The organism is Neobacillus drentensis (genome assembly GCF_036965425.1).
GTDB classification, from domain to species: domain Bacteria; phylum Bacillota; class Bacilli; order Bacillales; family Cytobacillaceae; genus Neobacillus; species Neobacillus drentensis_F.
On record NZ_JBALPP010000078.1, the window covers coordinates 18,354 to 31,672 of the forward strand.

The following is a 13,319-nucleotide window of genomic DNA, read 5'->3' on the forward strand; positions in this document are numbered from 1 at the left end:
ACTCCCGCAGGAGTCTTCGCGCCTTCCGCTCCAATCAACAGTGTTATTAAATCAACAATGGCCATTAACACAGCCATTAATAAAACAGGCTCCCTATTAAAGATAGATCATCTTTTAATAGAGAGCCTCTAGTTGACTAGCCGGCAGATATTCTGATTGTAATAACTATTTTTATTTAGTTTTATCATTGTGTAATCACCTTTTTTGTATAATGGTTTTCCGGAAAAGGAATTCCTAGGTTTCCGCGTAATGTGTCAGCTTCGTATTCAGTTCTAAAGAGTCCGCGTTTTTGCAAAATCGGCACTACATGATCCACAAAATCGTTCAATCCATTTGGAACTGAAGAACCAATGATAAACCCATCAGCACCTTCTTTTTCAAACCATTCCTGAATGAGGTCCGCCACTTTTTCCGGAGTTCCAAAAAATGCAGGTTTTTGTGTTGTTTCTCTTAAAGCGACTTGGCGGAGCGTTAAATTCTGTTCCTTTGCTTGCTTTTTAATTCTATTGGTATGACTTTGGAAGCTATTTTGACCTAAGTCTCCCAGATCAGGGAACCGTTCATCAAGTGGATATTGTGAAAAATCGTGATGCTCAAAATATCGGCCCAAATAATCCAGCGCTTTATCAATAGAAACCAAATTAGCAATTTCTTGATATTTTCTTTCTGCCTCTTCCTCTGAGGCCGCAATGATTGGTGCGATTCCCGGCAGAATGGCGAGTTCATCGGGATTACGTCCGTATGCTTTTGCTCTATTTTTCACATCCCGATAAAAATCTTGTGCCGCTGCTAATGTTGGATGGCCTGTAAAGATGGCATCTGCTTCTTTGGCTGCAAGGTCTTTACCTGCATCGGAGGAACCTGCTTGAAATATAACCGGTCTGCCTTGCTTTGATCTGCCGATATTCAGCGGACCTTGAACGGAGAAAAATTCCCCTCTACGATTCAGATGATGTAATTTATCTGGATCAAAGAATACTCCCGTTTCTTTATCCCGGACAAATGCGTCATCCTCCCAAGAATCCCAAAGTCCTTTGGCTACCTGCAAATATTCTGCTGCAATCCGGTATCTTTTGGCGTGATCAGGATGTTCTTCGATCGTTTTACTGAAGTTGAGAGCCGTTTTTTCAAGTGGGGATGTAACCACGTTCCATCCAGCCCGGCCTTGGCTGATATGGTCAAGCGACGAAAATTGCCTCGCGACATTGAACGGCTCACTATACGAGGTTGATAGTGTACCCACGAGACCAATTCTCGAAGTGACCGCAGCAAGGGCAGACAAAATGGTGAGTGGTTCAAAACGATTTAAAAAGTGTGGAATCGACTTCTCGTTAATATGCAAACCATCTGCAATGAAGACTAAGTCAAATTTACCTTGTTCCGCTTTTTGTGCCTGAATGGTATAAAACTCCAAACTGGTACTTGCATCTGCTTGAATATTGGGATGCCTCCATCCGGCAATATTTCCGCCGACACCATGAATAATTGTGCCAAATTTTAATTGTTTTGGATTAGGCATTTAAGATCCTCCTTATTTACTCCGAGTTATTTGATAGGAATACTTTTATTATTCTTGTGCTTTATCCTATCATTAAAAATTTGGGAATTCTATACTTTTTCTGATAGAAAAATTTATTGTTTTCATTCGGAAATTCTATCAATCTAACTTACACCATGGCTAATATGCTGTTGAACAAACCGTTGGCACTCCTCTATAATTAGATCCTTGTCATGGTCCAAAGATGCCACATGATAGGAATTTTCCAGAACAATCATTTCCTTTCCTGCAGACCCTATATGATTCATAATATAATCTGTATTTTCCGGTGGTACGACATGATCGACAGCAGACTTTACACCTAATACTGGACAATGAATATCTGGTATTATTGCAGGTGTTATGTCCATTAAAGTTTGCAGTTGATGAATGGCTTTAATAGGAACTTTTTCGTACGTGATTTCATTAGCATCCTTTGCCTTAATATCCGGATTTCCTTCATCAATAAATCTTGGAGTGGCTAATCCCCTTAAATGGTCATAAGACGGAAGCGTTAAAGCTGGATTAACCAAGATAATTCCTTTTACATCCCTATATTTATGAGCAAGCCAAAGCGCCAGTGTCCCACCCATTGACTGTCCTAATACAAAAATGCTGTTGCAATGCAGGGCTAATTTTTGATAGCCCTTTTCCAAAGATTCAAACCACTCTTCGTGTGTGCAATTCTCTAAATCATAATAATGGGTTCCATGCCCTTTTAATCTTTGTGCCAAAACCGAATACCCCAATTGTGCAAGTTTCTCGCCAACGTATTGCACGCTTTGTGGAGTACCGACAAATCCATGTGAAATCAGAATCCCAATATTGTTTCCCTTATAATAAAATTCTTCTGCCCCCCTAATAATTGGAAACTGTTCTTCCATCTTTTTCGCCCTCCTTTTTACAAAACCCAACTAAACACATTAAATAAGTAGGAATTATAACTATAAAAAAAGCCAATTTTTTATTCAGATACAATTTGATTTTTTGGAAACGGCAGACCGTAATGATCTCTCAAAGTATATCCTGTATATTCCGTCCTAAAGAGCTGTCTTCGCTGCAATTCTGGTATAACTAAATTGACAAATGGTTCGAAATCACGGTTCATTACTTGTGGCATGATATTAAAACCATCAGCTGCTTTGTTAAGAAACCAAAATTCAAGTTCATCCGCAATTCTCTTTGGGGTCCCGCTGATAGTAAAATGTCCCCTTCCTCCTCCTAAACGAATAAGCAATTGTCTGACTGTAAGATTTTCACGTTGGGCTAATTGAATGATTAATTGACTACGACTTTGATGTCCTTGTATCTCCTCTATTACAGGTAGATTGGGCAGAGGTTCATCTAAAGAAACTGATGTTAAATCCACCCCAATTCTATTTGAAAGCTGTATTAAACTATGGCTGAAATTCATATATTCGGCTAACTCTTCTTCTCTTTCTTTGGCTTCCTCATCTGTATTCCCTATAATAAAACTAATCCCCGGCAATATTTTCACTTGATTCGGGTCCCTGCCGTTCCTGGCTATCCTTGCTTTTACATCTTGATAAAATGCTCTTGCATCTTCAAAGGTTTGCTGTGCGGTAAATATGGCATCAGCATATTGAGAGGAAAATTCCTTTCCATCTTCTGATGTTCCTGCTTGAACGAGTACCGGTCTTTTCTGCGGGGAACTTGGAATGTTTAACGGTCCACGAACTTTAAAAAATTCTCCCCTATGTTGAATTTCATGTACTTTATGTTTGTCTGCAAAAATTCCATTCACTTTATCAGCTAAAATAGCATCATCTTCCCAGCTATCCCAAAGCTTCCTCGTTACTTCTAAGAATTCTTTTGCTTTTTTATAACGTTTAGCATGCTCGGGGATTTCTTCAAGATTAAAATTTTGTGCTTCACTATCAGTTCCAGATGTAATAATATTCCAGCCGGCACGCCCATTACTCAGAAAATCAAGGGAAGAAAATCTTCGCGCAACATTGTAAGGCTCATTAAAACTTGTTGATACAGTTGCAATTAATCCTATACGATCCGTAACGGCTGCCAATGCAGATAATAATGAAGTTGGTTCATAGGAAATAAGCGGCCCGTTATCGACAGCGTTTGGTGAAGTTGAAATACGATCTGCGAGAAAGATAGAATCCATTTTTGCCATTTCTGCTTTTTGAGCCAATTGTTTATAATAAGAGAAGTTCATCAATTGATTAGAGAGAGATTCCGGGTGACGCCACGATACCTCATGATGGCCCATATTATATAAAAATATATTTAGATGCATTTTTCTACTTAGTTTACTCATGAATACCCCTTTCTGTCAGAATTCCCTTTTATTCTATTAAGATTCTACTGCAGCGGCTTCCGTTTCCCAAACTGTACTTGGAACCTCTCGTTTAAGAACTGGCATAACATCCGCTGCAAACCTTTCTAGCTGCTCATATTGTTCTTCCTTACTTAAGCCACCCACACTTATACTTTGTACTTGATGTCCGAATGCTTGATGATATTTTAGTATCTTCTCTATAACAAATTCTGCGCTTCCAATTAAGGCTGAGCCATTTTCAATGTGATCCTCAAGATCCTTAAATGGGGATTGGTTATGTTTTGCGGCTTCTGTATTCATTTGAATATCATAGTACGGCCTGAAACGGTTAATGGCTTCTTCCTTTGTATCGGCCAAGTACAAACTTCCAGCCCCAGCACCGACAACCGCTTTTTTCGAATCAAACCCATAATACTCTAAACGTTCGCGGTAATGGTCAATCAACTCTTTATATTTAGCCATAGGATGAAAAGCATTAGATGAAAAGATTGGCTCTCCATTCCTTGCTGCCAGTTCAGTTGAGAGTGGACTGGATGCACTCCCATGCCAAATACGTATCTGATTTTGATATGGTCTTGGTTCTGTCGTTACATTATATATTGGCGAACGATAGTTTCCTTCCCACGAGACATTTTCTTCCGTCCATAAGCGTTTAAGAAGATCATAACGCTCAGCAAGGGAAGCCCATTGCTCCTCTTCTGTTATTCCAAATAACGGGTAATGACGTGGATCATTGCCTTTGCCAATCATCATTTCTAATCTTCCACCAGAAAGATGATCAAGTGTCGCATAATCCTCTGCGACTCGTACCGGATCAAGGACACTTAAAACTGATACAGTAGGCAGCAATCGGATTTTTGTAGTTTTGGCAGCAATGGCAGTTAACATTAATGCTGGAGAGGAAGATAAAAACGGCGCCCCATGCCGTTCACCTACCCCATAGCCATCCAATCCAAGCGATTCGGCCAAAACGGCTTGGTCAATCACTTGTTGAATTCTTTCCTGTGCCGTTAAATTTTCTCCTGTTACGCCATTTGGATGATTACTCATTAGGTCAAACAAAACAAATTTCATTCATATTACCCCCGTTCAGTTTTTGTCCATCTCTTTTTTAAATGGGATTATGGCAGGCAGCCCAATGCCCTTTATTAATTTCCCTAAATAGGGGTTGTTCTTCCCGACAACGGGCCGTCGCAGCAGGACAACGGGTATGAAAACGACAGCCGCTCGGCGGATTCAATGGGGATGGTATTTCTCCCTGTATAGATATCCGTTCCCTAGTGTACGAAGGATCAGCGACTGGAATTGAATCAATTAGTCCTTTGGTATAATGGTGGGCAGGATGTAAAAACAGTTCTTCACTATCGGCCAATTCCACCAGTTGACCTAAATACATCACCCCAATACGATCTGAGACATGACGAACAATATTTAAACCATGTGCGATAAATAAATAGGTTAAATTGCGCTCTTTCTGTAAATCTTGCATTAAATTAATAATCTGTGCCTGAACAGAAACATCTAATGCTGAAACGGCTTCATCAGCTAGGATAAACTGTGGATTTAGCGCAAGTGCTCTTGCAATAGCTATACGCTGACGCTGCCCGCCAGAAAATTCATGTGGATATCGATCAAACCCGTTTTTATTTAGGCCAACTTTCTCTAACAATTCTTGAACTCTATTTTTCTTTTCTTTCAGACTAAGTGTTTCATGAACTTGAAATGGCTCGCCAATTATATGGCCAACCTTCCAGCGAGGATTTACAGAACCATAGGGATCTTGATAAATCACTTGCATATCTTTACGCTTTTCACGGAATTCTCCTGCCCCTAATTTTGTTAAATCCCGGTCTTGAAAAAAAACATTACCACTAGTCAACTTTTCCAACTGTAAAAGAACCCGGCCCAATGTCGACTTTCCACTGCCTGATTCTCCAACAAGACCAAATGTCTCTCCCTTTTCAATGGTGAATGAGACTTTGTCCACTGCTCTAATAAAGGATTGATTTCGAGAAAAAAGACTTTTTCCAATCGGATAAAATTTACTCACTTCCTGAATTGTAAACAGAGGTTCAGCAGAGTGCTTTGAGCTGGTTAGAACTCCATTTTCAGACACCACCACTGTTTCTTCTACTGGTTGTTGCCAATCAGTCTTCAGTATTTCCTCTGCATACCAGCAAGCAGTTTGCCGATTATTCACTTCTATTAAAGGCGGTGATTCTACTCTACAGCGTTCCGTTGCAAAGGGGCAGCGGGGATGAAACTGGCAGCCCGATGGCAAATCAGCCAGTCCCGGGATAGATCCATTTATAGAGTAAAGTTTTTTACTTCGATCACTATCCATCGTCGTAATCGATTGCATCAACCCACGTGTATAAGGATGATGGGGCTGCTCAAACAATTGTGCTGCCGTTGCCTGCTCAACGATTCGGCCGGCATACATCACAATAATCCGGTCTGCCATTTCAGCTGCAACGCCCATATCATGTGTAATTAAAAGAATCGACATGCCAAACTCTTTTTTCAATTCTTGAAGTAGTTTCAATATTTGTGCTTGAATGGTAACATCTAGAGCCGTCGTAGGTTCATCCGCGATAAGAAGGTCCGGTCCGCAAGCGAGCGCCATCGCAATCATGGCCCGTTGCAGCATGCCTCCAGATAACTCGTTCGGATATTGATTCAAGCGCAGTTCAGCATCGGATATGCCCACTCGTTCAAGCAAATAAAGCGCACGTTGTTTCGCATGCAGTTTAGAAGATTGCTTGTTTTCAAGAATGGTTTCGATAATCTGGCTTCCTATTGTAAACACGGGGTCGAAAGCAGCCATTGGCTCTTGAAAGATCATCGCCACTTTCTTCCCTCGAATCGAACGGAGCTTCTTTTGAGAGAGTTGGGTGAGGTCAACTCCATCCAGTACAATGCTTCCATCTGAAATCATTCCATTTTCATAATCGATTAGCCTCATGATTGCCTTTGAGGTAACGCTTTTCCCGCTTCCAGACTCCCCGACAAGGCAGACCGTCTCCCCGGTTTTAATATGTAGCGATACATCGTTTATGGCGGTAAGGACACGATTCTTTAACGCAAAATCCACCTTTAAATGCTGGATGTCAAGCAACTTCTGCATCTGAGGTTCCTCCTTTATCTCATTTTGCTTATTTTTGGATCAAAAGTATCCCGCAGTTTATCCCCCATAATGTTTACAGAAAGAACCAAAAGAGTAATCGCTAAGCCAGGAAAAGTACATATCCACCATCCTACTGTCAAATAACCGCGTCCCTGTGACAGTAGTGCTCCCCAATCAGGAATTTCTTTAATTACTCCTAGTCCAAGAAAACTTAACCCCGCCCCTATTAAAATGGAGGATCCAAGACCAATTGTTGCCATAACTAACAGAGGGGACCAGGAATTTGGCAGCAGATGCCAGAGAAAAATCTTCCACTCAGGTGTACCAATTGAGCGAGATGCATCTACATACTGGCGCTTTTTTATCGATATCATCTGCCCTCTCATGACACGCGCATATCCTGGAATGGATGCTGCAGCAACCGCTAAGACAATATTAAATAAACCGGGCCCGAGTGCAGCAGCAATCGCTAATGCAAGAAGAACCGCAGGAATGGTCATCAAAATCTCAATAAACCGCATAAATACGACATCAAAGAAGCCACCAAAATAACCGGCTGCGGAACCTATTATTCCGCCAATTAATCCTCCGATGATAACGGAAGCAATCCCAATTATAAGCGAGTCCCTGCTTCCATAAATGACAAGACTTAAAACATCTCTCCCAAAATAATCTGTTCCAAACCAATGTGCCGAATTTGGTGCACTTAAAGTATGAGCTGTATCCATAAAGGTTGGCGAATAGGGTGCAATCCACTTTGGAAATAAGGCGCAGGTAATAATGAAGATTACAACTAAACCTGCACCATATATAAAGAAGTTTGATACGGAGAAGTTTGTGTTTAATCTTGCAAACTTCCATTTTGGAACCTGCAGCACCGATTTGGTATTAACCACTTCCTTCATTATATTTCCCTCCCGCTTATATTTTTTCTGTTAGCATCTAGTTAGCCCTGCGTACCCTTGGGTCAATGATCGAATAGGATAGATCTACTAATAGATTGATAACCACAAATACAATGGCACTAAAGAAGACAACACCTTGTATTACAGGCAGGTCTTTCGCCATAATGGCATCCGCAACAATTCGGCCGATTCCCTGTCTTGAAAATACTGTTTCAATAACGACTGTACCGGCCATAAGCTCCCCAATATTTAGACCAATGATGGTAATCGCAGGAATAAGGGCGTTGCGAAGAGCATGTCGATACATGACTGCACGTTCGGAAAGACCTTTAGCCCTTAATGTAACAATGAATGATTCATTAATCACTTCTAGCATACTAGTACGCACCATTCGAATGATTAATCCTGCACCTACAAAACCGAGGGAAAGTGAGGGAAGGACAATTGTTTTCCAGCCATCTGAACCCATTGCAGGAAACCAGTTAAGGAATACTGAAAAAATTAAAATAAGTAAAATCCCCGACCAAAATGTCGGCATCGATATCCCAAATAAACCGATCAAACGGGCAATAAAATCGATCCATTTATTACGGTAAATCGCTGATAATACACCGAAAAACACACCAATTATAATCGAAACTAAAGCGCTGGCCAGTGTTAGAGCAAGCGTAGCAGGAAAGTGTTCTAATATCTTGGGAAGAACGAGATCCCTGTTGACTAACGATTGACCGAAGTCACCATGTAGGACACTCATAAAATAGTGTAAGAATTGCAGGTAAAACGGTTGATCCAGCCCCAATTCCTTGTGTAAATTTGCTACCATTTCGGGTGTAGCAACAGAGGGATCAAGCATAGAAAGCACTGGATCCCCCGGAAGCAAATAAATGATGCAAAAGACAAGGACTAAGGAGCCAAAAATCGATACAACTGCAGTCACTATTTTCAAAAGGATCTTGTTCAGTATAGCCACAATGTATCAACTCCTTTTCTCTTTATCTTTCTATATTGACATCATTGAACAGTGGATAGCCTAATGAGTCGAAAGTAATTCCTTTGACTTCTTTAGAAGCCGCAACTGTGTATGGGAAAACATAAACGGGAATGATCCAGGCATCTTTTATTATTTTTTGCTGTACTTTCTTATAAATATCTTCACGTTTTGCAGGATCCAGCTCTATAGTTCCTTGCTCGAGCCACTGATCCAGTTCTGGGTCTGAACCTCCAGTTAAGCCTTTAAAAACAGCTTCCTCTGCATCTGTGCGTGTATGGTATATGGCACTAAGAGCATTGGGATCGGAATTAACTTGGCTATTCCCATACAAATCATAATCCGCATTTTTATAGATAACAGTGGCAACATCTTGCGTAATGTTTATTTCTACTTTAATTCCAATCTTTTTTAACTGCTGCTGGACGATAACAGCAATATCATTTCTTTTCTCACGATTAGGTGATCCGTCTACATATTTCAATGTAAATGGCTTTCCATCTTTTACTCGGATCCCATCCGAACCTTTTTTATAGCCAAGTTCGTCAAGAATTTGGTTGGCTTTTTTAATATTTGCTTTGGTCTCGCCTTCAAGTGATTTATCATAGCCTAATATGCCAGGTGAGATTGGTGACCATGCCCTTTCGTATGTTCCCAAGTATAATGTCTTTACAATCGAATCCACATCAACGGCAAGTTGAACTGCTTGCCGGACCTTCACATCATTCCATGGTCCCTTTCTTTGATTGAAAAAGAGTGTGTATGGCAGGCCAATAGTATTTACCTTAAGTAATTGAGTTTTCGAATCATTCTTTAACGCAGCGATATTTTGCGGCGGAACAGTTTCAGCCGCAAGCACTTGCCCGCTTTGGACACTGCCGATACGGGTTGCCTCCTCTGGAATGATTTTGAATGTAATTTTATCTAAATAAGGTGCTCCCTTATTTTCGACATTTGCGGGTCCCCAGTGATAATCCTTATTTTTTTGCACTACAATGTCTGCGTTTTCTGACCAACTAACAAATTTATAGGGTCCGGTTCCCACAGGGTTTTTACTAAATTGATCACCATACTTCTCTGCAGCTGTTGGGGAAACAATCCCAAGCATGGCCTGGCTTAAATTACTTAAAAACGAGGCTGAAGGAGTTGCTAGATTAATTTTGATGGTGTAATCATCAATCACTTCTGACGATTGGTAGGGTTTCAAAAGAGCGACGGCATTTTTTGCTTGGGTTTTTGGATCCAGTATTCTGTCAAAACTATACTTTACCGCTGCTGCATTAAAGGGGGTTCCATCCTGGAACCTCACGTCATTACGCAGCTTAAATGTATAGCTTTTTCCATCATTTGAAACGGTCCATGCCGTTGCAAGCCACGGTTTTATTGTGTTATCAGGCGCTTGAACTACCAAACTATCAAAGATCGTTCTGAAAGCACGAACTGCCACCGCTAAACCGCTTCGAGCGGGGTCAAGCGAATCCGGAGAAGTTGCAAGAGCATAAGTTAATTCTCCTCCTGACTTTGGTTTTGATGCATCCTCTTTGTTCGTTTCTTGTGAACTACTATTTTTTGTACTAGAACTACTTGCACAGCCTGACACAAGAAGGAGAAATACTAAAAGAATGGCTACTAATTTTGTCTGATTAACTAGTTTCATTGCAAACGCCTCCTATCCATTTTTCACTGTAGATTGTGCATAACGATTAACCGGGTATGGGAGTCCAAGATTTCCCCGCAATGTGTCAGATTCATATTCTGTTCGAAATAATCCACGTTCTTGCAGAATCGGCACAACATGATCAATAAATCCAGTTAAATTGCTTGGGAGATTGAAATGAACAATAAATCCATCCGCTCCATAGCCTTCGAACCATTCTTGGATTAGATCAGCTACTCTTTCTGGCGTTCCAATAAAAGGTGTTCTTGGTGTCGCAGCCCTTAACGCCACCTGCCGAAGAGTTAAGTTTTGTTCTTTCGCCTCCTTTTTGATAAGATCCGTTCCACTTTTGAAGCTGTTTGATCCCAAACCCCCGATTTCTGGAAAGGGCTCATCAAGTGGATACTGTGAAAAATCATGATGTTCAAAAAAGCGGCCTAAATAGTTCAAAGCCTGTTCAATTGATACTAAATTAGCAATCTCTTGATATTTCTGTTCAGCTTCTTCCTCTGTTTTACCAACAATTGGCTCGATGCCCGGCAAAATGAGAATGTGATCAGGATTCCTGCCATATTCAGCCGTCCTGCGTTTCACATCCTGATAGAATTTTTGTGCCGCATCTAATGTAGCTTGACCTGTGAAGATGGCATCAGCATCTTTGGCAGCAAGGTTTTTCCCATCTTCAGAAGACCCCGCCTGGAAGATAATTGGGCGGCCTTGCTTTGATCTGCCAATATTTAACGGTCCCTGCACGGAGAAAAATTCTCCTTTATGATTTAATTGATGTAATTTTTTTGGATCAAAGAATACCCCTGATTCCTTATCTCGAATAAATGCATCATCTTCCCATGAATCCCATAATCCTTTAGCGACATCCAGATATTCAGAGGCAATTCGGTATCTTTTTGGATGATCAGGATGCTCCTCAACGGTTTTGCTAAAGTTTAAGGCCGTTTTCTCTAATGGAGACGTAACTACATTCCAGCCGGCCCGGCCATGACTTATATGATCAAGTGATGAAAATTGTCTTGCGACAGTAAACGGTTCACTATAGGAAGTTGATACAGTTCCAGCAAGGCCAATCCGTTTCGTTACGGCGGCAAGTGACGATAGAATTGTCAGCGGTTCAAACCGATTTAGGAAATGAGGCAATGATTTTTCGTTAATATGCAAACCATCTGCAATAAAGACAAAATCGAATTTAGCCTTTTCGGACTTTTGTGCTTGTTCCTTATAAAAATCAAAATTCACACTCGCATCCGTTAATACCTCTGGATGTCTCCAAGCGGTAATATTTCCTCCTACGCCATGAATGATTGTTCCAAATTTTAATTGTCTTTTAGCTGGCATTTTTAATTTCCTCCTTCATTTTTTACTATCCCTACGCGAATAGTGGGTTTTAATGTTGTAAAACGGCCCTATTTATAGATTTAAATACTTTGTTATCATTACTTAGCCATGTTTTAAATGAATCACTTTATTTTTTGGATGCATATTCCTTATTTGGAGTCTGCTTAATATCCTCTTCTGCTTGGTAAATTGGACTTAATAGCTGAAAGGATCGAATTCTTTCTTCATCTTTCTCAATCGGTGTATGTAAAATAAATTCATTCACCTGATAGTTTCTGTGAAGCTGGTCTAACTTTTCTTTAACCAAAGCAGGGGTTCCTATAATAATATCGGCTTCTTGCTCCGTGATTTCAAATGGTTCACCAGCCTGCTTTCCGAACACTTCTGCTTGTTCAAGAGATTGTAATGTCACCGATCTTCCGCTTTGCAGATGGACTTTTACAATTTTTCTATTGCCTACGAGCTCTTCTGCTTCAGCATGGGTAGGAGCGGCAATAACCGCCAGTGAAATGATGAATTTTCCGTTAGGAAATCCTTGCCGATAGGCAATTGCCGCATCTCGAAGTATTCGATCATCACTATTGATAAATTTGGCAAAGACGAATGAGATTCCTAGACTTGCAGCAAGTTCTGCACTATTTACACTTGCACCAAGCAGAAAAATTTCAGGTTTTTCATGGGGAATGGGAGTTGCTTGGATTCCGGCAAGCGGGTGATCATCTTCGACAGAATTTTCAATTATTTTTCGCAATAACGAAATCTTTTCCCTAAAGTCATGCCTATTAGTGACTGTCCCAAATTGTAAGGCTTTGGTTGACAATGGAAGCCCGCCTGGTGCTTTTCCTATGCCAAGGTCAACTCTTCCTGGAGCAAGTGTCGATAAGACATGAAAGTTTTCTGCAACTTTATATGGACTATAATGCTGCAGCATTACTCCTCCTGAACCAACTCGAATAGTGTTTGTACGTGCCAATAGGTATGAAATCAAGACTTCAGGTGAGGAACCTGCCACTTGATCTGAATGATGATGCTCCGATACCCAAAAACGTGAATAGCCCCATTCTTCCGCTTTTTGCGCCAAATGTACGGTTTTCTGTAATGCATGTGAAGCGGTGGTTCCAGGAAACACTGGGCTCTGATCTAAAATACTTAGTTGATAACTCATTTAATTTCGCCTCCGTTTTTATTCCGATATTACCAATTGGAAAAGTATGTTTTATTTTAATTGTTGTTTATCCTATCACTGAAAATACTGAACTGGCAATACTTTTACTGATAGGAAAAAATAGATTATTGATAAAAAAATTCTATCAAAAACTCTAACGACATTGTGGGCAAGGAAATTACTTTTCATTTACCTTACAAGTGCTTTTTGTCCTTTTTGGGGTAATGAACCGCCTTTTCATTTACCATAAAAGCACTTTTTGGGATTCCTGGG

10 protein-coding genes are annotated in these 13,319 nt (G+C 40.6%); all 10 read right to left on the reverse strand.

The window, feature by feature from the left end; translation table 11 throughout:
- Positions 1-184: 184 nt before the first annotated feature.
- Positions 185-1,519, reverse strand: coding sequence for an LLM class flavin-dependent oxidoreductase (locus tag V7161_RS18730; RefSeq protein WP_335714459.1), 1,335 nt, complete (start codon positions 1,517-1,519; stop codon positions 185-187).
- Positions 1,520-1,662: 143 nt separating this feature from the next.
- Positions 1,663-2,421 (reverse strand): alpha/beta hydrolase, encoded by a 759-nt coding sequence (locus V7161_RS18735; protein WP_335714460.1) that lies wholly within the window; start codon positions 2,419-2,421, stop codon positions 1,663-1,665.
- A gap of 80 nt (positions 2,422-2,501) precedes the next feature.
- Positions 2,502-3,833, reverse strand: a complete 1,332-nt coding sequence (locus V7161_RS18740) for an LLM class flavin-dependent oxidoreductase (protein WP_335714461.1) — start codon at positions 3,831-3,833, stop codon at positions 2,502-2,504.
- A gap of 36 nt (positions 3,834-3,869) precedes the next feature.
- Complete coding sequence (locus tag V7161_RS18745; RefSeq protein ID WP_335714462.1) at positions 3,870-4,928, reverse strand: LLM class flavin-dependent oxidoreductase; 1,059 nt, start codon at positions 4,926-4,928, stop codon at positions 3,870-3,872.
- Between the two features lie 37 nt (positions 4,929-4,965).
- Entirely contained in the window at positions 4,966-6,981 is a 2,016-nt protein-coding gene (locus tag V7161_RS18750; protein ID WP_335714463.1) for an ABC transporter ATP-binding protein, read from the reverse strand.
- Between the two features lie 14 nt (positions 6,982-6,995).
- Positions 6,996-7,886: an ABC transporter permease gene (locus V7161_RS18755; RefSeq protein ID WP_335714464.1), complete on the reverse strand. Its 891-nt coding sequence runs from the start codon at positions 7,884-7,886 to the stop codon at positions 6,996-6,998.
- A 37-nt stretch (positions 7,887-7,923) separates the two neighbouring features.
- The gene (locus tag V7161_RS18760) at positions 7,924-8,850 is read right to left on the reverse strand and encodes an ABC transporter permease (RefSeq protein ID WP_335714472.1); all 927 of its coding nucleotides are present in this window, start codon (positions 8,848-8,850) and stop codon (positions 7,924-7,926) included.
- Between the two features lie 28 nt (positions 8,851-8,878).
- Positions 8,879-10,531 carry an ABC transporter substrate-binding protein gene (locus tag V7161_RS18765; protein ID WP_335714465.1) on the reverse strand — a complete coding sequence of 551 codons (1,653 nt, stop codon included), beginning with the start codon at positions 10,529-10,531 and terminating at the stop codon, positions 8,879-8,881.
- Between the two features lie 12 nt (positions 10,532-10,543).
- Positions 10,544-11,881: an LLM class flavin-dependent oxidoreductase gene (locus tag V7161_RS18770; RefSeq protein ID WP_335714466.1), complete on the reverse strand. Its 1,338-nt coding sequence runs from the start codon at positions 11,879-11,881 to the stop codon at positions 10,544-10,546.
- A 127-nt stretch (positions 11,882-12,008) separates the two neighbouring features.
- Entirely contained in the window at positions 12,009-13,046 is a 1,038-nt protein-coding gene (locus tag V7161_RS18775) for an LLM class flavin-dependent oxidoreductase (RefSeq protein WP_335714467.1), read from the reverse strand.
- Between the last annotated feature and the right edge of the window lie 273 nt (positions 13,047-13,319).

What these genes read in the sequence shown, in the direction of transcription:
- V7161_RS18730 (WP_335714459.1), bottom strand. Translation starts at nt 1,519, where the DNA reads ATGCCTAATCCAAAACAATTAAAATTTGGCACAATTATTCATGGTGTC.
- V7161_RS18735 (WP_335714460.1), bottom strand. Translation starts at nt 2,421, where the DNA reads ATGGAAGAACAGTTTCCAATTATTAGGGGGGCAGAAGAATTTTATTAT.
- V7161_RS18740 (WP_335714461.1), bottom strand. Translation starts at nt 3,833, where the DNA reads ATGAGTAAACTAAGTAGAAAAATGCATCTAAATATATTTTTATATAAT.
- V7161_RS18745 (WP_335714462.1), bottom strand. Translation starts at nt 4,928, where the DNA reads ATGAAATTTGTTTTGTTTGACCTAATGAGTAATCATCCAAATGGCGTA.
- V7161_RS18750 (WP_335714463.1), bottom strand. Translation starts at nt 6,981, where the DNA reads ATGCAGAAGTTGCTTGACATCCAGCATTTAAAGGTGGATTTTGCGTTA.
- V7161_RS18755 (WP_335714464.1), bottom strand. Translation starts at nt 7,886, where the DNA reads ATGAAGGAAGTGGTTAATACCAAATCGGTGCTGCAGGTTCCAAAATGG.
- V7161_RS18765 (WP_335714465.1), bottom strand. Translation starts at nt 10,531, where the DNA reads ATGAAACTAGTTAATCAGACAAAATTAGTAGCCATTCTTTTAGTATTT.
- V7161_RS18770 (WP_335714466.1), bottom strand. Translation starts at nt 11,881, where the DNA reads ATGCCAGCTAAAAGACAATTAAAATTTGGAACAATCATTCATGGCGTA.
- V7161_RS18775 (WP_335714467.1), bottom strand. Translation starts at nt 13,046, where the DNA reads ATGAGTTATCAACTAAGTATTTTAGATCAGAGCCCAGTGTTTCCTGGA.